This is a genomic window from Mesorhizobium sp. LCM 4577 (assembly GCF_001854795.2).
Lineage (GTDB): Bacteria > Pseudomonadota > Alphaproteobacteria > Rhizobiales > Rhizobiaceae > Mesorhizobium > Mesorhizobium plurifarium.
This window is the reverse complement of the sequence record NZ_MDDU01000035.1, coordinates 356,390-381,173: the sequence shown is the minus strand read 5'-3', so window position 1 is coordinate 381,173 and position 24,784 is coordinate 356,390. Positions and strand designations below refer to the sequence as shown.

General features: G+C 65.0%; 27 protein-coding genes. 22 read left to right on the top strand and 5 right to left on the bottom strand.

Annotated elements, in window-relative coordinates; translation table 11 throughout:
- Positions 1-34: 34 nt before the first annotated feature.
- The 9 genes from LCM4577_RS26685 (at position 35) to LCM4577_RS26645 (ending at position 7,666) form a co-directional block, all read left to right on the top strand.
- A complete protein-coding gene (locus LCM4577_RS26685; RefSeq protein WP_071074179.1) occupies positions 35-832 on the top strand; it encodes a sigma-70 family RNA polymerase sigma factor in 798 nt (265 codons plus the stop codon).
- A gap of 85 nt (positions 833-917) precedes the next feature.
- On the top strand, positions 918-1,187 hold the full coding sequence (locus tag LCM4577_RS26680; RefSeq protein ID WP_040980126.1) for a hypothetical protein: 270 nt from the start codon (positions 918-920) through the stop codon (positions 1,185-1,187).
- A gap of 291 nt (positions 1,188-1,478) precedes the next feature.
- Complete coding sequence (locus LCM4577_RS26675) at positions 1,479-2,681, top strand: ABC transporter substrate-binding protein (protein WP_041008953.1); 1,203 nt, start codon at positions 1,479-1,481, stop codon at positions 2,679-2,681.
- Between the two features lie 78 nt (positions 2,682-2,759).
- Positions 2,760-3,626 (top strand): branched-chain amino acid ABC transporter permease, encoded by an 867-nt coding sequence (locus LCM4577_RS26670; RefSeq protein ID WP_040980130.1) that lies wholly within the window; start codon positions 2,760-2,762, stop codon positions 3,624-3,626.
- Between the two features lie 7 nt (positions 3,627-3,633).
- The gene (locus LCM4577_RS26665; protein WP_071074142.1) at positions 3,634-4,614 is read left to right on the top strand and encodes a branched-chain amino acid ABC transporter permease; all 981 of its coding nucleotides are present in this window, start codon (positions 3,634-3,636) and stop codon (positions 4,612-4,614) included.
- A 3-nt stretch (positions 4,615-4,617) separates the two neighbouring features.
- Positions 4,618-5,397 (top strand): ABC transporter ATP-binding protein, encoded by a 780-nt coding sequence (locus tag LCM4577_RS26660; RefSeq protein ID WP_071074141.1) that lies wholly within the window; start codon positions 4,618-4,620, stop codon positions 5,395-5,397.
- The gene (locus tag LCM4577_RS26655) at positions 5,394-6,116 is read left to right on the top strand and encodes an ABC transporter ATP-binding protein (RefSeq protein WP_071074140.1); all 723 of its coding nucleotides are present in this window, start codon (positions 5,394-5,396) and stop codon (positions 6,114-6,116) included. The genes LCM4577_RS26660 and LCM4577_RS26655 overlap by 4 nt, the downstream gene beginning before the upstream one ends.
- A gap of 11 nt (positions 6,117-6,127) precedes the next feature.
- On the top strand, positions 6,128-6,856 hold the full coding sequence (locus tag LCM4577_RS26650) for an aspartate/glutamate racemase family protein (RefSeq protein WP_071074139.1): 729 nt from the start codon (positions 6,128-6,130) through the stop codon (positions 6,854-6,856).
- 102 nt (positions 6,857-6,958) lie between these two features.
- On the top strand, positions 6,959-7,666 hold the full coding sequence (locus tag LCM4577_RS26645; protein ID WP_071035863.1) for a GntR family transcriptional regulator: 708 nt from the start codon (positions 6,959-6,961) through the stop codon (positions 7,664-7,666).
- A 48-nt stretch (positions 7,667-7,714) separates the two neighbouring features.
- Here LCM4577_RS26645 and LCM4577_RS26640 read toward each other — a convergent pair whose 3' ends face one another.
- The gene (locus LCM4577_RS26640) at positions 7,715-8,617 is read right to left on the bottom strand and encodes an SDR family oxidoreductase (protein WP_071074138.1); all 903 of its coding nucleotides are present in this window, start codon (positions 8,615-8,617) and stop codon (positions 7,715-7,717) included.
- A gap of 99 nt (positions 8,618-8,716) precedes the next feature.
- Between LCM4577_RS26640 and LCM4577_RS26635 the strand changes: the two genes are divergently transcribed.
- Positions 8,717-9,565, top strand: a complete 849-nt coding sequence (locus LCM4577_RS26635) for a helix-turn-helix transcriptional regulator (protein ID WP_071035336.1) — start codon at positions 8,717-8,719, stop codon at positions 9,563-9,565.
- Between the two features lie 11 nt (positions 9,566-9,576).
- Here the strand turns inward: LCM4577_RS26635 and LCM4577_RS26630 are convergent, their stop codons facing one another.
- Complete coding sequence (locus LCM4577_RS26630; protein WP_071074178.1) at positions 9,577-10,509, bottom strand: GlxA family transcriptional regulator; 933 nt, start codon at positions 10,507-10,509, stop codon at positions 9,577-9,579.
- A gap of 94 nt (positions 10,510-10,603) precedes the next feature.
- On the opposite strand from LCM4577_RS26630, the gene LCM4577_RS26625 reads away from it, so the two are divergent.
- Positions 10,604-11,752, top strand: a complete 1,149-nt coding sequence (locus tag LCM4577_RS26625) for a DJ-1/PfpI family protein (protein ID WP_071035337.1) — start codon at positions 10,604-10,606, stop codon at positions 11,750-11,752.
- 4 nt (positions 11,753-11,756) lie between these two features.
- Here the strand turns inward: LCM4577_RS26625 and LCM4577_RS26620 are convergent, their stop codons facing one another.
- Positions 11,757-12,710, bottom strand: coding sequence for a LysR family transcriptional regulator (locus tag LCM4577_RS26620; RefSeq protein ID WP_071074137.1), 954 nt, complete (start codon positions 12,708-12,710; stop codon positions 11,757-11,759).
- An 85-nt stretch (positions 12,711-12,795) separates the two neighbouring features.
- On the opposite strand from LCM4577_RS26620, the gene LCM4577_RS26615 reads away from it, so the two are divergent.
- Both LCM4577_RS26615 and LCM4577_RS26610 read left to right on the top strand, forming a co-directional pair.
- Positions 12,796-13,623 (top strand): class I SAM-dependent methyltransferase, encoded by an 828-nt coding sequence (locus tag LCM4577_RS26615; RefSeq protein ID WP_071074136.1) that lies wholly within the window; start codon positions 12,796-12,798, stop codon positions 13,621-13,623.
- A gap of 95 nt (positions 13,624-13,718) precedes the next feature.
- Positions 13,719-14,222 (top strand): hypothetical protein, encoded by a 504-nt coding sequence (locus tag LCM4577_RS26610; RefSeq protein ID WP_071035340.1) that lies wholly within the window; start codon positions 13,719-13,721, stop codon positions 14,220-14,222.
- On the opposite strand, the gene LCM4577_RS26605 is transcribed toward LCM4577_RS26610, so the two are convergent.
- On the bottom strand, positions 14,219-14,758 hold the full coding sequence (locus LCM4577_RS26605) for an Lrp/AsnC family transcriptional regulator (protein WP_071035865.1): 540 nt from the start codon (positions 14,756-14,758) through the stop codon (positions 14,219-14,221). The genes LCM4577_RS26610 and LCM4577_RS26605 overlap by 4 nt on opposite strands.
- A 48-nt stretch (positions 14,759-14,806) precedes the next feature.
- On the opposite strand from LCM4577_RS26605, the gene LCM4577_RS26600 reads away from it, so the two are divergent.
- A complete protein-coding gene (locus LCM4577_RS26600) occupies positions 14,807-15,991 on the top strand; it encodes an MFS transporter (protein WP_071074135.1) in 1,185 nt (394 codons plus the stop codon).
- Between the two features lie 59 nt (positions 15,992-16,050).
- Entirely contained in the window at positions 16,051-16,470 is a 420-nt protein-coding gene (locus LCM4577_RS26595) for an N-acetyltransferase (RefSeq protein ID WP_071035342.1), read from the top strand.
- Positions 16,471-16,476: 6 nt separating this feature from the next.
- Here the strand turns inward: LCM4577_RS26595 and LCM4577_RS26590 are convergent, their stop codons facing one another.
- Positions 16,477-17,592 (bottom strand): anhydro-N-acetylmuramic acid kinase, encoded by a 1,116-nt coding sequence (locus LCM4577_RS26590; RefSeq protein WP_071074134.1) that lies wholly within the window; start codon positions 17,590-17,592, stop codon positions 16,477-16,479.
- 288 nt (positions 17,593-17,880) lie between these two features.
- Between LCM4577_RS26590 and LCM4577_RS26585 the strand changes: the two genes are divergently transcribed.
- The 7 genes from LCM4577_RS26585 to LCM4577_RS26555 all read left to right on the top strand — a co-directional run bounded on the left by LCM4577_RS26585 (position 17,881) and on the right by LCM4577_RS26555 (position 24,726).
- On the top strand, positions 17,881-18,570 hold the full coding sequence (locus LCM4577_RS26585; protein ID WP_071035344.1) for an SDR family NAD(P)-dependent oxidoreductase: 690 nt from the start codon (positions 17,881-17,883) through the stop codon (positions 18,568-18,570).
- Between the two features lie 202 nt (positions 18,571-18,772).
- The gene (locus LCM4577_RS26580; RefSeq protein WP_071074133.1) at positions 18,773-19,609 is read left to right on the top strand and encodes an ABC transporter substrate-binding protein; all 837 of its coding nucleotides are present in this window, start codon (positions 18,773-18,775) and stop codon (positions 19,607-19,609) included.
- A gap of 2 nt (positions 19,610-19,611) precedes the next feature.
- Positions 19,612-20,976 (top strand): dicarboxylate/amino acid:cation symporter, encoded by a 1,365-nt coding sequence (locus LCM4577_RS26575; protein WP_071074132.1) that lies wholly within the window; start codon positions 19,612-19,614, stop codon positions 20,974-20,976.
- Positions 20,973-21,770 carry an aspartate/glutamate racemase family protein gene (locus LCM4577_RS26570; RefSeq protein ID WP_071074131.1) on the top strand — a complete coding sequence of 266 codons (798 nt, stop codon included), beginning with the start codon at positions 20,973-20,975 and terminating at the stop codon, positions 21,768-21,770. Before LCM4577_RS26575 ends, LCM4577_RS26570 begins: the two co-directional genes overlap by 4 nt.
- A gap of 295 nt (positions 21,771-22,065) precedes the next feature.
- Positions 22,066-22,917 carry a MetQ/NlpA family lipoprotein gene (locus LCM4577_RS26565; RefSeq protein ID WP_071074130.1) on the top strand — a complete coding sequence of 284 codons (852 nt, stop codon included), beginning with the start codon at positions 22,066-22,068 and terminating at the stop codon, positions 22,915-22,917.
- Positions 22,918-22,997: 80 nt separating this feature from the next.
- On the top strand, positions 22,998-24,089 hold the full coding sequence (locus tag LCM4577_RS26560; RefSeq protein WP_071074129.1) for a methionine ABC transporter ATP-binding protein: 1,092 nt from the start codon (positions 22,998-23,000) through the stop codon (positions 24,087-24,089).
- Positions 24,070-24,726, top strand: a complete 657-nt coding sequence (locus LCM4577_RS26555) for a methionine ABC transporter permease (RefSeq protein ID WP_071074128.1) — start codon at positions 24,070-24,072, stop codon at positions 24,724-24,726. Before LCM4577_RS26560 ends, LCM4577_RS26555 begins: the two co-directional genes overlap by 20 nt.
- Positions 24,727-24,784 lie beyond the last annotated feature (58 nt).

Below are 24,784 nucleotides of genomic sequence, written 5' to 3'. Positions count from 1 at the left end.
GGCGGCGGAGTTCGAGCCGCTGCGCCCGAAGCTGATGCGGGTCGCCTACCGCATGCTGGGCTCGGTCGCCGATGCCGAGGATGTGGTGCAGGAGGCCTTCATCCGCTGGATGCGGACCGAGCGCGCCGAGGTGCGCCAGCCCGACGCGTTCCTGCGCCGCACGGTAACTAGGCTTTGCCTCGACCAGCTCAAATCCGCGCGGCATCAGCGCGAGACCTATGTCGGCCCGTGGCTGCCTGAGCCGCTGGTGGAGGAAGACGAGGCGGAGGACGTCACCTTGCCGCTGATGCTGGTGCTGGAGCGCCTGTCGCCGCTCGAGCGCGCAGCCTTCCTGCTGCATGACGTGTTCGGCCTGCAGTTCGAGGAGGTCGCGGCGGAGATCGAGCGCGATCCCGCCGCCTGCCGCCAGCTTGCGGCCAGAGCGCGTGAGCATGTCCGCGAGGCACGGCCGCGCTTCAAAGTCGAGAGAGAGCGCGGGCTGGAGATCGCCGAGGCCTTCTTCAACGCCTCGCGCAGCGGCGACATGAAAGCGCTCGGCGCGATGCTGAGCGCCGATGTCACCGCTCACGCCGACGGCGGCGGCAAGCGCCCGGCGGCGACCGAGCCGGCCCTCGGCTTCGAGGCGGTCATGACGCAATACGCGACCGTGGCGTCGTGGCTGAAGGACAATCCCTCGACGCTCATCCGCTACGGCTTCATCAACGGCCTGCCGGGCTTCGTCACGCTGGAGGTCGATGGCGAACTCCAGACCACGGCGCTCGATATCGAGAACGGCAACATCACGGCGATCTATGTCATGCGCAACCCCGACAAGTTGCGGCATCTGCACTAGCTGGGATGAAAGCAGCTGCGGGAACTTTTGCTCCGCTGGCGATTTTGGATATGCTGCAAGTCCAAATTGCTGGAAGGTCGCTGCCATGACGAAACATTTTGCAATCGCCGCGCTCATGCTTGCCGCGGCAGCCGCGATAGCGGGTCCCGCTGCCGCCGGCGAACATCGCTACCGCGTCGTCGAGCACGAGCGTTATGTTCCGGCCAGCGACGACATTATCGAGACGCTGTTCGGTGGTCCGCGCTACTACGACCAGCAGATGACCAACACGGCGGCGGGCGCCTGCGCGTATCACCGCGTCGGACCGGACGCGAATGCGGTGAACGACATCAACGACCACTATTGCGGGAAGTAGGGTCCCCCGGCGGCGTGCCGCGCGGGCCATTTCGATAAGCCTCGACCCCATTTGCGTTTATGATCCCTGCGAACTCATTGGAGTCGCTGGGGTGATTGTCGTTGGCCGGACCTAGCCTCCTTTGAATGTTGATCCTGTTATGGTTGGCGGGTCATCGCACACATTCGGCTCAAATATTGTATACAATACCAAAGAAAGATGTTGACAATCTGTCGCAGTCGGTTTCCCTTACGCCATACGCGCAGCCTACGAGCAAAACACAAAGCGCGATAACCAAGGGGAACTACCGATATGATCAACCGTCGCTCGACTTTGAAATCAATGGCGCTCGGCGCCGTCTCGACCCTGGCGCTTGCCGCTCTCGGCATTTCGTCCGCGCAGGCTGAAAACAAGGAACTGAAGATCGGCTTCGTCGGCGTCACCAGCGGCCCCGCGGCCGCCTGGGGCACGTCGAACGTGCGCTCGATGCAGACCCGCGCCGCCTGGATCAACGAGACCGGCGGCGTCAAGATCGGCAACGACACCTACAACATCAACATCGTCACCTTCGACGACCAGAAGGACCCCAAGCGCGCCATCGCCGGCATGGAGAAGATGGCGCAGGAAGGCGTCCACTATGTCGTCGGCCCGAATGTCGATGACGGCGCCGCGGCGGTGCGCCCCGTCGCCGAAGCCAACGGCATCATTTATTTCCCCTACGCCTTCCCCAAGGCGCTCTATCAGAAGCCGGCCTCCAATGCCGTGCTCGGTATGATCGCCAACTACCAGTCCGGTCCGGCGATCTACAAATATCTCAAGGAAAACAAAGGCGTGAAGAAGATCGCCTTCGTCGCGGCCAATGAATCCGATCCGCTCAGCCAGCGCGACAGCGGCGTCGAGGCGGCGAAAGCGCTCGGCCTGGAAATCGTCGCCCAGAACGACACCTACCAGAACGACACCCGCGACTTCACGCCGGTGCTGACGCCGATCGTCGCGCTGAAGCCCGACCTGCTCGTGCTGTCGGGCGTGGCGCCGGCCAACGCGCCGCTGCTCATCCGCGCCGCCCGCGAGCTCGGTTATGAAGGCCTGATCTCGACGGAAACCGCGCAGGACGCCAAGGTCCTGGAAGAGGGCGCCGGTGAATACGCCAACGGCTTCATCTCCGTCGGCGGCGCCTCCACGCCGGAAATCGCCTCGGACGCCATGAAGGAATTCGTCACCCGCTACACCAAGATGTTCGGCGAATACAACGACGAGTCCAACACCAAGGTCTATGCGCTCGAATACATCATCGAGACCTTGAAGGCGAACCCGGCAGCCATCAACGACGTAGCCGAATTCAAGAAGACCATGGACAGCTTCTCGGCGCCCAATCCCTTCCTCAAGGGCGACGCGAAGCTCAGCTATGTCGGCATGACGTCCTTCGGCCAGAAGCGTCAGCTTTCGGTGCCGATGGTGGTCAACGAATATAAGGACGGCGCCTTCCAGACCCTCTTCGTCGGCTCCGTCGACTAGCGTTACCTTCGAGCGCCGCTTCCTCCAGCTTGCCGCGAGGTCCGATAGGCCGGACCTCGCGGAAGATCGAAGGTATCCATGGAACAGGTCATCGCCAACGGATTGTATCTCGGTGCCCAATACGCGCTGATCGCGCTCGGGCTAACCCTGATCTTCGCCCTGATGAACGTGCTCAATTTCGCCCACGGCCAGATGTATGTGCTGGGCGGGTTCATCACCTACACCGTCTACGGCCAGCTCGGCCTGCCTTTCGTGGTGGCGCTGCTCGCCTCCGGCGTCACGCTCGCCGTCATTGGCGCGTTGATGGAGAAATTCCTCTTCCGCACCGTCATCCGGCGCAGCCACCGCGAGGAGAGCACGATGCTGCTCGCCGCCGCGACGGCCTTCTTCTTCGACGCCGTCATCCTGCTCCTGTTCGGCGAGAAGCAGCGCGGCGTTCCCAAGATCGTCAAGGGCGTCTTCAACGACGCGGGCATCATCATGCCCTACGACCGCATCGTCGTCGGCGCGCTGGCGATCGTCTTCATCGCCGCCTTCGTGCTCTACATGCAGTACAGCCGGGTCGGCCGCGCCATGCGGGCGCTCGCCCAGGACCGCGTCGCAGCCCAGCTGATGGGCGTCCGCGTCGACCGCTATTCGATGATCGGCTTTGCCATGGGCGCCATGCTCGCGGGCGTCGTCGGCGGGCTTCTGGTCACCATCACCGGCGTCAATTCCGGCATTGGCGGGCCGATCTCGATCAAGGCCTTCCTGATGGTGATGATCGGCGGCGCCGGCGTCGTCGGCGGCGCGATCGCTGGCGGTTTCATCCTCGGCATGATGGAGTCGGTCGGCCTCACCGTGCTGCGCGAATATGGCGACGTGACCTATCTCGTCATCTTCGCCGCCCTGATGGTGTTCCTGTCGGTCCGCCCCAACGGGCTGATGGGCAAGCCGTGGGGTTGATGGCGCCATGATCGTCAATCGCAACACCAGGATCGCCGCGGTCGTCGCCTTCCTAGCGATCGTCTTTGTCGCCGTGCCGGCTGCCATCTCGTCGAGCGGCCGCTTCGACCTCTATTATACGCTGACCTCGGTGGCGTTGCTCAGCATCGCCAGCGCCGGTGTCTGGCTCACTTTCTACATCGGCCGCATCAACATCGGCCAGGGTGCCTACGCGCTGATGGGCGGCTACGTCTCGGCCATACTGGTGATGAACCATGGCTGGTCGTTCTGRCTGACCTTGCCAGTGGCCGGGCTTTTCTGCGCCGCTGCAAGCGTGCTGATYGGCCTGCCGATCCTGCGGCTGCGCGGCGTCTATTTCGCCATGGTCACGCTGGTGCTGACCGAGGTGGCGCGGCTGCTTGCGCTGGCGCTGCCGATCACCAACGGCGCCAAGGGCATCGTCAGCATCCCGCTGCCCGGCGCCCTGTCGATCTTCGGCCTGACCATCATTCCGGATTTCGCCACGCTGCAGAATTCGCGGCTCGCCTTCTATCTGCTGGCGGTCACGCTGATGGTGGTCTGCTTCGCCATCATGTACCGGCTGGTTAATTCGCGCATCGGCAAGCTTTGCCAGTCGCTGCAGCAGAACGAGGAGCTCGCGTCCTCGATCGGCGTCAACATCGCCTGGCTGCGCGTCATCGCCTATGCCGTGTCGTCCTTCTTCGGCGGCGTTTCCGGCGCCATCTTCGCCGCCATCTCGCAATCGATCTACCCGTCGAGCTTCACGGTCACCGATTCCGTCAACTTCATGCTGAACTGCTTCCTCGGCGGTCTCGGCTATGTGTTCGGTCCGATGCTCGGCACGCTGGTGCTCTATTTCGGCTGGGACCTTCTGTTCCAGACCGGCCAGTTCCAGCTGCTCATCTATTCCGGCCTGATGATCGTGCTGATGCTGGTGCTGCCCAACGGTCTGCTCAGCCTTGCCGAAACGACCCGGAAGAAGGGTTGAGCGATGGCCGAAATGCTCGAGGTCTCCGGCATCACCAAGCGCTTCGGCGGTCTGGTTGCGGTCAACAACGTGTCCTTCTCGGTGCGCGAGAAGGAGATCCTGTCGGTGATCGGTCCGAACGGCGCCGGCAAGTCGACCTTGTTCAAGCTGATCTCGTCGTTCCTCAGGCCCACAACCGGTGAGGTGCGCCTGAAGGGCGAACGCATCTCCGGTCTCGCCCCGCATATCGCCGCCCGCAGGGGCGTGGTGCGCACCTTCCAGGAGACGACGATCTTCAAGAACATGAGCGTGCGCGACAACGTCATCATCGCGCATCATCTGCGCTCGAAGGCGAGCCTGTTCGGCTTCTTCCTCGGCACTGGCACCGCGAAGGCCGACGAAGCGGACTTCGGCCAATCGGCCGACGAGATCCTGGCGCTGCTCGGCCTCTCCTCGCTCGCCAATGAGACCGCCCGCAACCTGCCGCACGGCCATTTGCGCGCGCTGGRCATCGCCATTGGTCTCGCCACCAACCCTTCCATCCTGCTGCTCGACGAGCCTTTCGCCGGCATGAACCACGACGAGACCATGCGCATGGTGGAAATGGTGCGACGCCTGCGCGAGCGCGGCCTCACCATCCTTCTGGTCGAGCACGACATGCCGGCCGTGATGAAGATTTCGGACCGCCTCGTCGTGCTCAATTTCGGGCAGAAGATCGCCGAGGGAACGCCGTCGGAAATCCAGGCCAACGAGAAGGTGATCGAGGCCTATCTGGGCAGCGAAGACGAGGCGATCGGCCTATGAACCAGATCCTGAACTTCGCCAATGTCGAGCTCTACTACGACCACGTCTATGCGCTGAAAGGCGTTTCGCTCGAGGTCAATGAGGGCGAGACGGTCGCGCTGATCGGCGCCAACGGCGCCGGCAAATCGTCGATCCTTCGCGCCATCACCGGTCTGCGCAAGATCTGGTCCGGCGAAATCCAATACAACGGCAAGCGCATCGATGGTGCCGCCCCCGACGAGATCGTCAAGATGGGCATCGCCATGGTGCCCGAGGGACGCCGCGTCTTCCCCTTCATGTCGGTCAGAGACAACCTCCTGATGGGCGCCTTCACGCGCACCAGCAAAGCCGAGATCGCCGCGTCGATGGAGATGGTGCTGGGGCGCTTTCCGCGGCTGAAGGAGCGCTTCTCGCAGGCCGCCGGCACGATGAGCGGCGGCGAGCAGCAGATGCTGGTCATCGGCCGCGCCTTGATGGCGAAGCCGAAGCTCCTGCTGCTCGACGAGCCGTCGCTCGGCGTCGCGCCAAAGCTCGTTCAGGACATCGCCCGCTCGATCGTCGCCATCAACCGCGACGAGAAGGTCAGCGTGCTTCTGGTCGAGCAGAATTCGCGCATGGCGCTGCGCATCTCGCAGCGCGCCTATGCGCTGACCACCGGCAGTGTCGCGCTGAGCGGCAACTCCGCCGAATTGCTGACCGACGACCGGGTCAAGCGTCTTTACCTGGGCGGCGAGATCTGAGGCTGATTGGAATGCGCATTCTCGTCATCAATCCCAACACCACTCAATCGATGACCGCCAAGATCGGCGAGGCGGCGGCAAGCGTTGCGTCCCAGGCCACCCAGATCGTCGCCGTCAATCCGGCCGACGGTCCGCCCAGCATCGAGGGTTATTTCGACGAGGTCTTCGCCATTCCGGGCATCATCGCCGAAATGGGCAAGGCGCCTGCCGATGCTTATGTCATCGCCTGCTTCGACGACACAGGCCTCGATGCAGCCCGCTGCGCCACCGAGGCTCCGGTCATCGGCATCGGCGAGGCCGCGTTCCATATGGCGAGCCTTGTCGCAGGCAAATTCAGCGTGGTCACCACGCTTGCCCGCTCCGTTCCGGCGATCGAGCACAATCTGGCGAAATACGGCCTCGCCTCGCGCTGCGCCAAGGTGCGCTCGTCGGACGTCGCCGTGCTCGAGCTCGAACGTCCGGGCTCGAATGCCAGGCACCGGATATCGCGGGAGATCGCGCGCGCCATCAACGAGGACCATGCCGAGGCGATCGTGCTCGGTTGCGCCGGCATGGCCGACCTTGCGCACAGCCTGTCCGAGGAGCATGGCGTTCCCGTGCTGGACGGTGTCGTCTGCGCCGTCACGTTGGCCGAGAGCCTGTTCAAGGTCGGTTTGAAGACATCGAAGATCGGCGGCTATGCCGCGCCGCGCGGCAAGCGCTTTTCGGGCGCTTTCGCCTCGCTGTCGCCGACCGGCTGAGAGGAGGTTGCCGGGATTGACCGTCGCGCAAGCCATATTAGATTGAACTCACCTCTACCGGTGGAGGCAAATCAGGCGTGTTGCGCCTGCGCGTTGAAGAGCATGCTGACAGTCCTCAAGGAAGAAGATCGAGATGACAAGCCGGCGGCGCGCTGGTCGCCGATCTATTATGGGTTGAGGGATGCCATCGTCAGCCATCGCCTTGCGCCAGGCACCAAGCTGCCGGAGGACGAGCTGGCCTCGATCTATTCGGTGAGCCGCACCGTCGTCCGCGCCGCCCTGCAGGCTCTTGCCCATGACCGGCTGGCGCGGCTGGAGCCCAATCGCGGCGCCTTTGTCGCCCAGCCATCGAAAATCGAGGCGCGCGAGGTGTTCGAGGCACGAGCCCTGATCGAGCCAAAGGTCGCCGCGCTTGCCGCCAAGGTGGCGGTGCCGTCCGACATCGTGCAATTGCGCCAACATCTTGAGAAGGAGCACGAAGCATTGCATGACGGCCGCGACAGCGATGCCATCATGCTGTCGGCGCGCTTTCATGTCGGCATCGCCGAGATCGCCGCGCATTCGGTGTTCACCAATTTCGTCCGCGATCTCGTCTCGCACTCCTCGCTGATCATCGCGCTCTACTGGAAGCGCCGCGACGCGACCTGCGAGAAGCACGCCCACCACGCCCTGGTCGATGCGATCGAGGCCGGCGACAGCGCCGACGCGGCCGCGCTGATGAACAGCCATCTGGTCGATCTTTTGTCCGGGCTCGACCTCACCGACAAGGTCGAGAAGTCTGACAGCCTGGCGGATTTGCTGCGCGCATAGCGACTTGCAGGCGGTTCAGCTGGATTGCCGAACCGCCTGGGCAGCCTGTTAAGCCGCGGCGGCCTGCGAATAATCCATCCGCTCCAGATCGGCGATGAGGCCGGGTCCGGTCGGCTGCCAGCCGAGATGCTGACGCGTCCATTCGCTCGACGCCGGCATGTCGAGGCCCGCGAACATGGCGAGCCACCCGAAATGGTCGGCGGCCTCTTCCTGCGACAGCGAGACCACCGGCACGTTGAGGCCGGCGCCGATCACTTCAGCGATCCCTCGCATGGCGATGCCTTCCTCGGCGACGGYGTTGTAGCGCACGCCGGCTTCCTGCTTGTCCAGCGCCAGGCGGTAGAGCTTCGCGACATCCAGCACATGYGCCGCCGACCACCGGTTGCGACCCTCGCCGAGATAGGCCGACACGCCCTTGGCGCGCGTCTGCGCGATCAGCGGGGTGATGAGCCCTTGCTTCACCGTGTCATGCACCTGCGGCAGCCGCACCACCGACACCTTGACGCCCTTCTCGGCCATCGCCGCGCCGGTGAGCTCGGACAGGATGCGCGGATTGGGATGGTCGGTGTTGAAGACGTCTTCTCGCGCCGGCTGTCCGTGTTCGGCGGAGCCCATGCCCACACCCGACGTGATGATGAGCAGCCGGTCGGAGCCGGCGAGCGCGCCGCCCAGCGCTTCGATCACCCGCTTGTCCTTCTCRCAATTCGCGACGAAATTCGAGAAATTGTGATCGAAGGCGGTGTGGATCACCGCATCCGATTTCGCCGCGCCGTCGCGCAGGCTGTCGAGATCCTCGATGTCGCCGCGATGCGGCTCGGCGCCGGCGGCGGCAAGCGAGCGCGCACCAGCTTCGGAGCGGGTCAGGCCGAGCACCTGATGTCCGGCGGCAAGGAGTTCGGGCACGATCCTGGAACCGATGAAACCGGTCGCGCCGGTAAGGAATACACGCATGGGAAGGTCTCCTGTGGTTGTTCGGAGACCTTATTTGCGCTATAACTCATCCTGTTAAAGTAGTGACTTTATCATGGTATAATTGCCAACAGGGTGGCGATGGCCCAAGAGATTGCCAACAAACAGGCCGCAAACAAGCTCGGCACCTTTCTGCGCGATCGCCGCATGCGTCTCGATCCCGTAGCGTTCGGCTTCGCCACGGGGCGGCGGCGTACCCAAGGGCTGCGCCGCGAAGAAGTGGCGCAGCGCGCCAACATCAGCCCGACCTGGTACACCTGGCTGGAGCAGGGGCGGGGCGGCGCCCCGTCCGCCGATGTGCTGAACCGCATCGCGGCGGGACTGATGCTGACCGAGCCCGAACGCGAGCATCTGTTCATGCTGGGTCTCGGCCGGCCGCCAGAGGTCCGTTACAGGAACGTCGACAGCGTGACGCCGCGCCTGCAGCGCGTCCTCGACGCTTTGGACCCCAGCCCGGCGATCATCAAGACCGCAACCTGGGATGTGGTGGCCTGGAACCGTGCCGCCGCGGCGATGCTGACCGACTATTCCAAGCTGCCGCGCGAGCAGCGCAACATCCTGCGCCTGATGTTCGGCAATCCCCGCGTGCGCGACGCGCAGGAGGATTGGCGGAGCGTCGCCCGCTTCGTGGTTGGCTCCTTCAGGGCGGATGCCACGCGGGCAGGCGCGGGCGCGGAAATCACCCAGCTCGTCGAGGAGCTTTGCCGGATCAGTCCGGAATTCGAGGCGCTGTGGCGCGACAACGACGTCGTTCCGGCCCATGGCGAAGGCGTGAAGCGCCTGCGCCATCCCGAGATCGGACTGATCGAGCTGGAGTTCTCGGTCTTTGCCGTCGACGGGCGGCCCGAGCTCGGCATGATCGTCTACAACCCCGCGACGCAGGCGGATGCGGAACGCATCCGGTCACTGATTGAGTCCCGCGCTGGCTGATGGCGTGTTCCTCAGGCCCTCGTCGCCGCGCGCCTTAGCGCCTGCGGCGGTTGGCCAAAGCTCCTCATGAAAGCGCGGCGCATGCGTCCGGCGTCGCCGAAGCCGCTCTCCTCGGCGATGCGGTCGAGCGGCGTGTTGCTCGTCTCGACCGCCATCCGCGCGGCTTCGAGGCGCAGGCGTTCGACAGCCTTGGCCGGCGTGGTGCCGGTCTCAGTGGCGAAGGCGCGGGAAAAATTGCGCGGGCTCATGGCAGCGCGTTCGGCGAGGCGCTCTACGGTCAGCGGCTGGGCGAGTTTGGTCCGCATCCACTCGATTAGTTCGACGAACCGGCCCGAACGCCCGCCGAACTCCACAAGGCCGGAGAATTGCGACTGCCCGCCAGGCCGGCGCTGGTGGACCACGAGCTGCTGCGCGGTGCGGCGCGCGATCGCCGGCCCGAGATCGTCCTCGATCAGCGCCAGCGCGAGATCGATGCCGGCCGAGATGCCGGCCGACGTCCACACGCTGCCATCCTGGATGAAGATGCGCTCGGCATCGAGTTTCACCTTCGGATAGCGGCGGGCGAAATCGTCTGTGCTCCACCAATGTGTGGTGGCGCTCCGGCCGTCGAGCAGGCCTGCCTCCGCCAGCAGATAGGCACCGGTGCACACGCTTGCCGTCCGGCGCGGCTTTGCCTGTCGCAGCCAGGCGACGATTTCCTGGGCCGCGGCCATGGAGCGGATGATCTCGCCGCCTGAAACGACAGCCGTGTCGAGGGGCCTGGCATCGGACAGAGGCCATGCTGAAAGCCGCATGCCCGATGAACTCTCGACCTCGCCGCCGCTGGGCGCCAGCATTTCCAGCCTGTAGCTGCCGGGCTGATAGTGTTCGGCCAATTCGAAGGCTGCCGCGGGGCCAGCTACGTCCAGCAACTGGAAGCCCGGATGGATGATGATGCCTATCATGCGCATGGCAGTTTTTGCCCGATATATGTCATTTCGGCCAAAACCTATCGGAGCTAGCCTGCCGGTCAAGCGTTGAGATCGGAAGGATCAAGCCATGAGTCTGCGTATCGTGTTGTGGAGCGTTCTCGGCGTTCTGCTGATTTTCGTCGCAGCCGGCGCCGCATGGTTGCTGTCGCTGCCTTCCGCGTCGCTGGCCGCGGTGCAGCCGGCGATCGATGCCAAGGAGGCCGAAGCCACGCTCGCGGCGTTGAAGCCGAAGCGCCAGCGCCCGCTGATCGCGATCGTCGGCGTCAATGACGGCACCGAGACGACCGACTATCTGATGCCCTACGGCATCCTGCGCCGCGCCGACGTCGCCGACGTCGTCGCGCTGGCGACGCGGCCGGGACCGGTGCAATTGCACCCGGCTTTGCGCGTCGAGCCCGACGCGACGATAGCGGCGTTCGATGCCCAGCATCCGGAAGGCGCCGACTATGTCATCGTTCCCGCCATGATGCGCGACGACGATCCGGACGTGTTGAGATGGATCAGGGACCAGTCGGCCAAGGGCGCCATGGTGATCGGCGTCTGCGTCGGCGCCACGGTGGTCGGCGCCAGCGGATTGCTCGACGGCAAGCGCGCGACGACGCATTGGTATTCCCTGAACGAATTGCGCCAGAAACATCCGACGATCCGCTACGTTGCCGATCGCCGCTACGTCGTCGACCGGAATGTCGCGACCACGACCGGCATCACCGCGTCGATGCCGATGATGCTGACCCTGATCGAGGCGATAGCCGGCCGCGACAAGGCGGAAGCCGTCGCCCGCGATCTCGGCCTCGACCATTGGGATGCGCGCCACGACAGCGGCGCCTTCAAGTTCACGCGGCCTTTCGCGCTGACGGCGATCGGCAACACGCTGGCCTTTTTCAATCACGAGCAGCTCGGCATTCCGCTGACGCCAGGCATGGACGAGGTGTCGCTGGCGCTGGCTGCCGACGCCTGGTCGCGGACCTTTCGCTCCCGCGCGGTCACCTTCGCCCCAAAGGGCGGCGCCGTCGTCAGCCGCGCAGGTATCCGCATCCTGCCCGACCAGGTTGCAAGCGATTGGCCGGCGGATCGGAAGGTTCCGGCCATGGCGGATGTTCCGCCGGCAAAGGCGCTGGACCGGACGCTCAAGGACATCACGGCACGCTACGGCGAGCGCACCACCGATTTCGTCGCCATGCAACTCGAATATCCGCGGATACAGCCGACGCCGTGAAGCGTCAGTTTTGCTTCCGCCTGCCTGCCCGCTTCGGGGAAGTGCCGGTATCGCCCGAATGCCTGATATGGTCAATGAAGGCGCGCAGCTTGGGCAGAACCTGATGCCTTTCCGGATAATAGAGGAACACGCCGGGCGTGGTCACCGCGAAGCGGCCGAGCAGCGCCTGCAGACGCCCGTCGGCGATCGGCGCTTCGGCGATCGGGCCTGGCACCTGGGCCAGCCCGACACCCTGGATCGCCGCGCCGAGCAGCGACGGATAATCGTGCGCGATGAGCGGTCCCGACACGATTGCCTCGACGGCCTTGTTGCCGTCGACAAAGGACCAGGGCGCGACCGAGCCGTTCGAGCGGCGCAGGCGCAGGCAGGCATGGTCGCGCAGGTCCTCGATGCGCTCGGGCGTCGCGCGCCGGCGCAGATAATCCGGACTGCCGACGATCACCATCGGAAAGGAGGGCGTCAGGCGAACCGCGATCATGTCAGGCGCGATCAGATCGCCCATGCGGATGCCGGCGTCGAAACCTTCCGCGGCGAGATCGGCCAGCTCGCCGCTGGCGACGATCTCCAGCTCGATCTCGGGATAGGCCTGGCAGAAGGAGGCGATCATCGGCTCCAGCAGCATCGGCACCACGGCCGGCGGCACCGAGAGGCGCAACAGCCCGGCCGGCCGCTGGCCCATCCCGCGCGCGATCTCGCTTGCCGCGATCAGCTCCTCGAAGGCCGGCCGGGCGCGCGTGAAAAAGCGCTCGCCGGCTTCGGTGAGGCCGACGCTGCGCGTCGTGCGGATGAAGAGCGCAGCGCCTATGCGCGCCTCCAGCGTTCGTATCGCCTGGCTGATCGCTGACGGGGTGACGGCAAGCTCGGCTGCCGCCTTGCGGAAATTGCGGTGCCTGGCCACGCTCAAGAAGGCTTCGACGCCGTCGAGCGCGCCATGCCTGACTGTGAAGTTCTGCTTCATGACCCATCGACATTATCGCGGATAGTTGCCGGCAGAAAGCGGCCGTATTTCTGGCGTGACCTTGGAAGCCTGAAAGGAAGTGGCGATGACCGATGAACTGGACCGCGTGCGCGATCACTATCGCGCAACAGGATTGACCGATCGATTGAAGACTGCGCTGGCGGTGTTTGGGCCTCAGGAACAGCGGCTGAAGCCCGGGCAACTGGCGACCCTCGACCAGTTCCACACCCGCGGGCTGGCCGCGACAGCGGAGCTCGCCAATCTGGCCGTCATCACTGCCGGCATGTCGGTGCTCGACGTCGGATCGGGCGTCGGCGGGCCGGCTCGCTTCCTTGCGGAGACCTATGGCTGCCAGGTGACAGGCCTCGACCTCAGCGAACCTTTCGTCGAGGCCGCGCGCTACCTGACCGCGCGAACCGGGCAGGACGACAAGGTGTCGTTCGAAACCGGCAGCGCGCTTGCGCTTCCCTTCGAGGACGGCATGTTCGACGCCGCGCTGTTGCAGCATGTGGCGATGAACATCGCCGACCGGCCGCTGCTCTACCGCGAGATCAGGCGCGTGCTGAAGCCAGGCGGAAAATTCGCGACCTTCGACGTCGTGCTGAATAGCGGCGATCCGCTCTATCCGGTTCCGTGGGCGAGGACGCCGGGCGAAAGCTTCCTGCTGACGGCCGAGGCGACCTGCGAGGCGATCGAGGCGGCCGGCTTCGGCACGCTCGTGCGCCGCGACGACACCACCGTCGCCAAGGCCTGGTTCGCCGAGCTCCGCGCCTCCGGCCCGCCGCCTACACTCAATCTCGGCGTCGTCATGGGGCAGGGGTTCGCGGAACTCGCCACCAATCTCGGACGCAATCTTATGGAAGGTCGGCTGGGCATCCTCACGGCGGTGTTCGAAGCCGTTCCCGTCAACTGAGCAATTCCAGGAAAAGTGTTCAGCGGTTAGGCTCGGCGACTTCGCCGTAGCCTTTCGTCCGGAATTGCGAAAACTAAGATTTATAGGAGGCGAAGATGTCACCGGCAGTGATCTTCAACATCCACCTCGCGTTGGGCTATGTGCCCTGGCTGCTTTGCTTCACCGCCTATATCTGGCCGAAGCTCAAATCGATGGAGCCGATAGAGGCGCAGCGCGCGATCGCAGCGCTGCACAGCTTCCGCTTCTTCGGGCTTGTTTTTCTTATCCCGGGCGTCACCGGGCCGGACCTGTCAGCCGGCTTCGCAAGCTTCGCCGCCTATGGCGATTTCGCCACCGGCCTGCTCGCCATGCTGGCGCTGCTTGGCGTGAGGCGGCCCACGATCTTCTGGCCGCTCGCCGTCGCCTTCAATGTCGTGGGCGTTGTCGACCTTGTCGGCGATTACTACCACGGCGTCATGCTCGACCTACCGGGCCATGCCGGGCAGTTGGGCGCCACTTACGCGATCCCGACCCTCTACGTGCCGCTTTTGATGATCACGCATGTCGCGGCCTTCTATCTGCTGGCGCGTTCCAGGCGCCGTCAGCTGGCCGCGGCTTAATACACAGGCGTCGCCATGTGCTTGGGCGCCGGCCACTCGCTCGTGATCTCCGGCTGCACCCGACGCTCGAGATAGGTCGACAGCACGACATAACTGCGCGTCGAGGTCACGCCGGGCGTATCGTAGAGGCGGGCCAGCAGGCCTTCCAGCGCGCGCGTGTCCTCGGTGCGCACCTTGAGCAGCATGCAGGTGTCGCCGGCGACGGTGTGGATCTCCTCGACTTCCGGATATTTGGAGACCGCCATCAGCTCCGGCGTCTTGCCCCAGCCCCTGGTGTCGATATGCACGAAGGCAAGCAGCGGCTTCTTCACCGCCCTCGGATCGATGATCGCCGATGTGGCGCGGATGGCGCCGCCGCGCTTCAGCCGCTTGACCCGCTCGTGCGCCGCCGGCGGCGACAGGCCGACGCGCTCGCCGAGTTCGGCATAGCTGATGGTCGCGTCCTCGACCAGGACGCCTAATATCTTTCGGTCGATAGGGTCGACCTCGCGGGTCGGATGCCTGTTCCGCTGAATGTCATCTGTTTCTGAGTCCATATGGAAATTCTCCATTGATGCGGAATTTAATTCGGCCATTATGATGATATGTCGAACACCAATCAATCAGCAATCATAACCGAGGCCCCCCGCGCGCCGATCCCGGCCGCCGCCTACCTGCTGACCGGCTGCATCGCCGTCATCGGCTCCAATTCGCTGGTTCTGGGACCGATCGCGCCGGCAGTCGCGGCATCGTTCGGCGCCAGCGTGCCGGCAGTGATGACGGCTGCCGCGGCCTTCGGCCTCGGCACGTCGGCCAGCGCGCTTTTCCTGGCTCGCTACATCGACCGGATCGGCGCGCGCCGCATGCTGCAGGGAGCCTTGCTGTTGCTGGCGGCAGCATTGGTCGCCAGTGCCCTCGCGCCGACGGTAATGGCGCTAGTGGCATCTCAGCTCGTTGCCGGCGTCGCCGCCGGCATCGCCATGCCGGCGATCTATGCCAGCTCGGCGGCGATCGCGCCGCCCGGCCGCGAGAGCGGCACCATCGGTGTCGTGCTGACCGGCTGGACGCTTTCGATGGTCGCCGGCGTCTCGCTGTCGGCAGTGATCGCCGACCTCATCCACTGGCGCGCCGTCTTCGCGGCCGTAGCGCTGCTGGCGGGAGCGGCTGTTGCCGGCCTGGCGATGAGTTCGCTGCACGACACCAGGAAAAGCGGCCCCGCGCCGTCACCGCTCGGCGCGCTCGCCGTTGCCGGCATCGTCCCGCTGCTCATCGCCTGCGGCGCCTTCATGACCGCCTTCTACGGCGTCTACGGCTATCTCGGCGATCATCTCCATGAAGCTCTCGGCGAGCCGGTCAGCGCCAACGGCCTGGCGGCCATCGCGTATGGCCTCGGCTTCGGCGCGGCGGCTCTGCTCGACGGCGTCATCGACCGGCTCGGCGCTCGCCGTGTCATGCCCTTCGCCTATCTGCTGGTCGCCGCTGTCTATGTCGCGATTGCCCTGACGAGCACCGGCTTCGGCCTGCTGATCGCGACGATCGCCGTCTGGGGCCTAGCCAACCATTTCGGGCTGAACGTGCTGGTCATGCGCCTCACCGCTCTCGACCCGTCGCGGCGCGGCACCATCATGGGCCTGAACAGCGCGGTCACCTATCTCGCCGTCACCGTCGGCACCGCGGGCTTCGGCCCGATCTACACGAGCCTCGGCTTCGCCAATTGCGTGCTGATCGCGGCCGGGCTGATKCTGGTGGCAGCGGGCGCAGCGGCATGGCGTTCATCCGCCCGGCAATAGGCTTGCATCTGCGTTCGCACCTTCGCTAAGGCTGGCTTGCGAACCGGAGCGGAAGCGCGATGAAGACGAGCCTCGAGATCACCGCCGAGCCCTTGCCGCAGGACCTCGCTTTCCTGAGCGGGAGCCTCACCGCCTTCAACGATGCCGATGTCGGCGCGTCGGGCCGAAAACCGCTGGCGGTTTTCGTGCGCGACGAGCGTGGCGCCGTCGTTGCCGGCATTTCCGGCTATACCGCCTGGGGCTGGCTCTACGTGCAGTGGCTGTGGGTCGACGAAAGGCTGCGCGGCCGGCGCACAGCCGCCGGCATGCTCGACGCCGCCGAACGGGAGGCCATCGAACGCGGCTGCCATGGCGCCTGGATCGACACTTTCAGTCCGACCGCCGAGAAGGTTTACGAGCGCCAGGGCTACAGGCCGTTCGGCGAATTGCCGGATTTCCCGGTCGGCCGCAGCCGCATCTTCCTGCAGAAGAAATTGTAGCCCTGATCAGCCAGCCAGCTTTCCGCCGCGTAGCGGCTCAGGCGCGCCCGTGGTGCTCGGAAAGCTGATCGGCAGGCCGCGCAGCACGCGCACGGCGAGGAAAGCAAAACATTCCGCTTCCACCGCGTCGCCCTTCCATCCAAGCGTCTCGGCCTGCACCACCTCGACGCCGGCGCGGCTTTCGAGCATCGCCATCATCGTCGGATTGTGGCGGCCGCCGCCGCTGACCGCCAGCCGCTTCGGCCGGCGCGGCAACAGGTCGAGCGCCTTGCCGACGGCCGACACGGTGAAGGCTGTCAGCGTCGCCGCGCCGTCTTCGGGTCCGAGTCCTTCGGCCATCGCCGCGGTGAAGTCGAAGCGGTCGAGCGATTTCGGATAAGGCTTCGTCAGGTACGGATGCTGCAAGAGCCTGACGAGCCGTTCTTCGTCGACCTTGCCGGCGGCCGCCAGCCTGCCGTCGCGGTCCATCTCGCCGAGGCCCTTCGCCTTGATGAAATCATTGACCGGCGCATTGGCCGGCCCGGTGTCGAAGGCGACGATATCGCCCTTGCCGTCCCACCAGGTGATGTTGCCGACGCCGCCGAGATTGAGCACGGCGGTATCGCCGCTGACATCGGCCGCCTTGAGCAGCGCCGCATGATAGGCGGCCGCCAAAGGCGCGCCTTGCCCGCCAGCCGCGACATCGGCCGAGCGGAAATCATAGGCGACCTTGGTGCCGAGCAGCGAGGCCATCAGTTCGCCGTCACCAAGCTGGCGGGTGCGGCCGATGCGTCCCGGCTGCGGCGCGCGGTGGAGCACCGTCTGGCCGTGGAAGCCGACGATGCCGATATCGGCCATGCTCATGCCTTGGCTCTCGACCAGATCCTTGACCGCCGCCGATTGCGCCCGCGTCAGCGCCTCCTCCGCCTCGCGGAAGATCGCCGGCTCCGGTCCCTCGAAATTCCAGGCGCGCGCCTGGCGCAGCGTCTCTTCGAGCAGGGCGCGGATCGATCGCGGGTAGGGGGCCAGCGTATACGTGCCGGTGTCGGCGATGCGCTCGCCGTCCGTCTTGATCAGCGCCACGTCGATATTGCCGTCGAGCACCGTGCCGGTCATCAGGCCGACGGCCCAGATTGGTTCCATGATCTTGTCCCCGAATCGTCGTCCAACCACGTGTCGGACGGATCGGCGCGGCAGGCAAGTCTTTCACCGCGCCTAGAGCAATTCCAGGAAAAGTGTGAGCGGTTTTCCGTCCGGAATTGCGTGAAAACAAGAAGATAGAGCGGTTCGCCGCTTCCGTGAAACGGCGAACCGCTCTATGCCGGCCGCCTTTTGCGCCAAAGGACGAAAATCGAGCAACCACGTTCTTGCCTCTTGCCGCCGAAGGCGCGAGCCTGCGGATCCGATATCGAGCTATCCGGAGGAAAGGCCATGGCAGCCAATGTTGCAGTGATCGCGGGCGCCGGCTCAGGCTTAAGCGCCTCGCTGGCGCGGCTTCTCGCCAAGGAAGGTTTCCGCGTCGTTCTCGCCGCGCGCAATGTCGACAAGCTTGCCGCGCTGCTGAAGGAAACGGGCGCGGTGGCCGTGGAAACCGACGTGTCGGACCCGGCTTCCGTCGAGCGGCTGTTCGAGGCGGCCGATAAGGCTGGCCCCCTCGAAATCGCCGTCTTCAACGCCAGCGGCCGCACGCGCGGCCCGATCGCCGAGCTCGATCCGGAGGCGGTCAAGCAGGCRCTGCTTGTCGGTGCCTATGGCGGGTTCCTGGTCGGCCAGCTGGCGGCGCGCCGGCTTCTTGCGCGCGGCTCCGGCTCGATCCTGTTCACCGGCGCCACGGCAAGCCTCAAGGGCTTCCCCGGCTCGGCCGGTTTCGCTATGCCGAAATTCGGCCTGCGCGGGCTGGCGCAATCGATGGCGCGCGAGCTTAGCCCGAAGAACATTCATGTCGCGCATTTCATCATCGACGGCCAGATCGAGCCGACCGGACAGGCGCCCGAGCCCGACCGTCCGGATCGTCGCCTCTCGCCCGACGCGATCGCCGAGACCTATCTCGCCGTCCATCGCCAGCATCGCAGCGCCTGGAGCTTCGAGGTCGAGCTGAGGCCCTGGGTCGAGACGTTCTGACGATCCGTCGCACGAACTGCACAATAACGCACCCGGCCGCGGACTCTTTGTTTTAGAAGGTCTGCATATGCCGTGGTGCCATTTTAGCGATCTGCAATGTAAAAAAGCACAAAATAAAAGATACCTTTACTTAACTTCGGCGTGCATACTGCGAATTGGTCAGAATTGTTGTCCGGCTCTCCTGCACGAATTGAGAATGGGCATGCCGCTTACACGTCGCACGCTGTTTGCAGCCGGAGGCGGAGGGCTGCTGATCGCGCAGGCCCAAGCCGCGGCCACGCCGGCCCGGGCGCAGGACGCTCCAAGACCCATCGTCGGCGACAACAGGCTGCGCATCGCCATGCCGGCCTTCGCTTCGGATCCGTTCTTTCCGGCCGACGGCTCCGGAGCCGGTGGCATCGATATGGATCTTGCGCGCGGCTTAGCCACGGAGCTTGGCGTCGAACCGGTGTTCGACCGGTCTGCGGTGACCTTCGACGCCATGGTGCAAAGGCTGACCTCCGGTGAGGCGGACCTGGCGATCGGCAAGCTGAGCCGCACCCTCCAGCGCGGCCGTTCGATCCTCTATTCGCGGCCTTACGCCATGCTGCACCAGGGCCTGCTCGCCAATCGCGTGAACCTGGCGCGCATCACGCAAGGCAAGCCGCCTGAACAGATCATCCGCGACTTCTCCGGCGATCTCGGCGTGATCGAAGGCTCGTCCTTCGCCACCTATGCGGCGGTCACTTTCCCGCACGCCACGATCCAGCGGTTCGCGGGCTGGAACACGGTCATCGATGCGATCCGCAACGGCACGATCGACCTCGCCTATCGCGATGATTTCGAGATCAAGAAGCTGATGGTCGACGATCCGTCGATGACGGTGGTCGCGCGCTCGATCACGCTGACCGACAAGGTCGACACGATCGCGGTCGGCGTCAGTCCGGCCAATCCGCATCTGGCGGCCTTTGTCGATCTCTATCTCGATCTCGCGCGAGGCCAGCAGGTCCTCAACACCGACGAGATCATCGCCCGCTATCGCCAGGGGAGCAAAGCCTGACAATGGCCGTCTCGGATGCAGCCGCACCCATGCCCTTCGATTGGCGCTTGGCGGCAAAGCGCATCCTGCGCTCGCCATTGACGACGATCATCATGATCCTGGCCGGGATCCTGTGCGGACTCTACTACCCGGCATTCGCCCATGCGATCAGCCCTTTGGCGCAGGTCTACCTGAATTTCCTCAAGATGGTCGTCCTGCCCTATCTCGTCTCGTCCGTCATCTTCTCGATCACGGCTATGGTCCAGGACCCGAAATCGGTCCGCTACCTCGGCAAGGTCGGCATCGCCGTGCTGGTCGTGTCGTTCCTCGCCGTGCTGGTGAGCGGCACCTATTCGCTGATCCTCAAGCCTGGCCAGATCGAAAACCCGCAGTCGCGCATCGAGCTCGGCGAGTTCATCAACTCCCAGGGCAGCGTCTCCACCGATCTCGCATTTCCCTTCCAGCCGCCGCCGTCGACCGGGGATCCGAACGGCGGGCATTCGATCTTCATGGATCTGGTGCCCAACAACGTCTTCAACGCGCTGGCCTCGGGCCAGACCATCCAGGTGCTGTTGTTCTGCCTGCTTTTCGGGCTGGCGATGGGGAAAATCCCGCAGCCCTCGTCGCTCAGCCTGTCGCAGGCGCTCAACGCGGTGTACCGGGCCTGCACGGTGCTGACCAACTGGTTCGTCTGGGGACTGCCCTTCGCAACCTTCATCCTGATCGCCGACCAGACCGCGTCGACCGGCACCAAGCCGCTGATGCTGATGGGCGGTTACCTGCTGGTGATGGGCCTGTCCTGCCTGACATTCCTCGCCGGCGCCTTTGCCGTCATCGCCATACGCTCGCGGCGAAGCTACTGGGCCACGATCAAGACCCTTCAGCCGCTTCTGATGGTGGCCATCACGACGCGCTCCACAGTCGCCTCGCTCCCCTGGGTCATCAACCTTTTGAGCGAACGGCTACGCTTCAACCTTGTGGTGGTCGAGCTGCTCGTGCCGTTGCAGGCGGCGCTGCTGCGAACCGGTCCGGCGCTGGTCTACATCTCGGGCACGCTGTTCATCGCCCAGCTCTACGGCCATCAGTTGGCGATCCCGGACCTCTTGCTTGTCGGCGTCGCCTCCGCGCTTCTAGCGCTAACGACAGGCGGCATGGGCAGCCTGCTGATCCTGTCGCAGATGTCTATTGTTTGCGGTTATCTGAAGCTTCCCTTCGAGGCGGCGTTCGCCCTGTTTGTCGCGGTGGACGCGGCCGTGGACACGCTGATGACGCTGTCCAGCGTCTCCACCGTGGCCGCAAGCACGGCAATGATCGCGCCCAGCCATCGGGAGGCGGCGCAGGGCACTGAAACCATCGCGCAAGAGCTCGAAGCCGAGCCCGCTCGATGATCGACGAAGCCATCCGTCCCCAGCTCGGCATCATCGGTGGTCTCGGGCCGCTGGCATCGGCCGATTTCTACTTCAAGCTCACCCGGATGACCGAAGCGCTGCGCGACAACGAGCATGTGCCTTGCGTCATCCTCAGCGTGCCGCAACTGCCCGACAGGACCGAGGCGATCCTGGCCGGCCATGACGGGCCTCTGGCCCCGCTGACGGCCGCGGTTTCGACGCTCAATGCGCTCGGCGTTGCGTGCATCGCCATGCCCTGCAACACCGCCCATCATTGGTACGACAAGCTGGCGGCGAACTCGCGAGCCGAGATCATCCACATCGGCGACGCGGTGGTGGCGGAGATCCGCCGCGGCCTGGACCGGGGCCGGGTTGCGAACCTCGCAACCCGGGGCACGCTGGTTTCCGGCTTCTACCAGCACAGGATATCGGCGGCGGGGTTCGACCTCTGCCTCCCGCTGGATGCCGAGTTTCAGGAGCGCGTCGACAGCGCGATCATGCTCGTCAAGGCCGGGTCGATCGCGCAAGCCGCGGCCGAGACCGAACGCGCGCTTCATCTCGCGCAGCTGGCCGGCGCCGATGCAGCACTTCTCGGCTGCACCGAATTGTCGGTGGTGGCGGCCAGCCTCGGCGACACGAACGGATTGATCGTCATCGACAGCAATGCGGCACTGGCGCGAGCCAGCCTGACACGATTGGGCTTCGGCGTTCAGGAAGCGCGGGGCCTGCCGAAGGTGCCCCGCTTGCGCGCGAATGGCCGATCGAGCTGGCGCRCCACGCAGCGGGCCTCCTAGAGCAATCCAGGAAAAGTGCGTAGCGGTTTTCCGTCCGGAATTGCGTGAAAACAAGAAATTGGAGCGGTTTGGCGATTCCATGAAACGCTGAACCGCTCGTCACCGCTTCCAGATCAAAGCCGGCTTGCGAGCAGCCGGTGTTCTCCAAGTCACAAAATCTTTGAGAGAATATTTTCCGCCTCCCGTCTGAGAGGAAAAGCGCTTCTTTGCCCAGCCGGGCAGCATTGGCGATGCTGATATCAAGGCTTCGCATCCCGCCAGGCCAAAAAGATTTCAGGATCGCAAGGAACGCATCATGTCCGAAAGTGGCAACGCTTCAAAATCTCTCGTTACGTCAATCACCAGACGCGCCGGATTGGCGGCGCTTCTCGCCACGACATTGGCCGTCATCGGCCTTGCTGCGCCGTCGCCGTCCTTCGCCGAGGACAAGAAGTCGATCAAGGTCGGCATCATCAGCGGCGAGGATGAGGATGTCTGGCGCGTCGTCACCGCCGAGGCGGCCAAGAAAGGACTGACGATTGAGACCGTCGTCTTCAACGACTACACCCAGCCCAACGAGGCGCTGGAGCGCGGTGAGATCGACGCCAACGCTTTCCAGCATAAGCCCTATCTCGACAACCAGATCAAAACGCAAGGCTACCACATCGTGCCGGTCGGCTACACGGCCGTCTGGCCGATCGGCCTCTATTCGAAGAAGCACGCCAAGGTCGCCGAATTGCCGGAAGGAGCCGTCATCGGTGTGCCGAACGATCCGTCCAACGAGGGCCGCGCGCTGCATGTCCTGGACCATGAAGGCCTGATCAAGCTCAAGGACGGCACCGGTATCCTGGCGACGACCGCCGACATTGCGGAGAACCCCAAGAAGCTCGAGATCAAGGAGCTCGACGCCGGCATCGTCGGTCGCTCGGTCGACGATCTCGACGCCGCCGTCGTCAACACCGACTGGGCGCTGAAGAGCGGCCTCGGCCCCGAAAACCGCATCGCGCAGGAACCGGTGGCGGATAATCCCTACCGCAACTTCATCGCGGTCAAGGCCGGAGCCGAGAACGAGCCGTGGGTGAAGACGCTGGTCGCCTCCTATCAGAATGAGGCGGTCAAGGCCGAGTTCGACAAGGTCTACAAAGGCACCGGGATCAGCGCCTATTGATCGGCGCCTGGCTGGCAGCAACAGGCGGTCCGCCTCTGAGCGGGCCGCCATCGTATTTTCGGACTGAGACGGAAACAGAGATGAACCAGCATGTCTCGGCCGGTGTCGCCGATCCCGTCCGCGTCCAGCCGGCCGGGCTTGAAGACGTTGTCCGCCTCGTCGGCCTGAAGCGCCGCTTCGGCGCGACGGCTGCCCTCGACGGTGTCTCGCTCACGGTGAAGAAGGGCGAGATCCTCGGCATCATCGGACGCAGCGGCGCCGGCAAGTCGACGCTGATCCGCTGCCTGAACGGGCTGGAGCGCCCCGATTCCGGCGAGGTCTTCATCGAGGGCCGCGAGATCAGCCGTCTGGGCGAGCGCGAGCTGCAGCCGCTGCGCCGTCGCATCGGCATGGTGTTCCAGCATTTCAATCTTCTGTCGGCGAAGACGGTCGAGGAGAATGTCGCGCTGCCGCTCAAGATCGAAGGGCGGCCGCGCGCCGAGCGCATGGCGCGAGCGGCCGAGCTTCTGCAACTCGTCGGCCTGTCCGAGAAGGCCAGGGCCTATCCGGCCTCGCTGTCGGGCGGGCAGAAGCAGCGCGTCGGCATCGCCAGGGCGCTTGCCGCCCGACCGGCGCTGCTCTTGTCGGACGAGGCCACCTCGGCGCTCGATCCGGAGACGACGCGCTCGATCCTGGCGCTGCTCAAGGATATCAATTCCAGGCTCGGGCTCACCATCCTGCTGATCACGCATGAGATGGAGGTGATCCGTTCGATCGCGGATCGCGTGGCGGTGATCGACGCCGGCCGGATCGTCGAGGAAGGCGCCGTGTGGCAGGTCTTCGCTGATCCGAAATCGGAGATCACCCGCAGCCTGCTCGGCGGCATCCGGCCGCAATTGCCGCCAGAGATCGCCAGCCGGCTGGTTCCGGGCGAAGGCGCGGAAACGATCCTTAGGATCGATGTCGCCGGCGAGGCCGCGCGCGGGGCTTTGCTTTCTGATCTTGCCGCGGCGGTGCCGGGCCAATTCCGCCTGGTGCATGGCGGCGTCGACCATGTCCAGGGCCAGCCCGTCGGCACGCTGTTCCTGGCCGTTGCCGGCGCTGAAGCCGCGCATCTTGCGCAAGTGACGACATTCCTCAAGGAGCGCGACGCGCGGGTAAAGGTGCTTGGCCATGTCGCCGGTCCTGTTTGAACTCCTCATCCGCTCGATCTGGGAAACGGTGCTGATGACCGGGGCGTCCGGTCTGATCTCGCTGGTCTTCGGCCTGCCGCTCGGCCTTGCCCTGGTCGCCACCGATCGCGGCGGCATCGCGGAGAGCCTTTGGGTCAACCGCATTCTCGGCGCCATCATCAACGGCTTCCGTTCGGTTCCTTTCATCATTTTGCTGGTGGCGCTGATCCCGGTGACGCGGCTGATCGTCGGCACCTCGATCGGCACCTGGGCGGCGATCGTGCCGCTGTCGATCGCCGCCACGCCCTACTACGCCCGCATCGCCGAAGTGTCGCTGCGCGAGGTCGACCACGGGCTGATCGAGGCGGCGCGCGCCATGGGCGGCAACCGCTGGACGATCATTCGCGAGGTGCTGGTGCCGGAAGCGCTGCCGGGCATCGTCGCCGGCTTCACGGTGACGCTGGTGACGCTGGTCGGCGCTTCGGCCATGGCCGGCGCCATCGGCGCCGGCGGGCTCGGCGACCTCGCCATCCGCTATGGCTATCAGCGTTTCGAGACCAGCGTGATGGTTGCCGTCGTCGTCGTGCTCATTGTGCTCGTCTGCGGCATCCAGTGGATCGGCGACAAGCTGGTGGCGCGGCTGGATCACCGCGGATGAGGACGCGGGCGGGAGGAACGAACGCAATTTTGCCGCGACCGATGGGAATTGAGCGCGA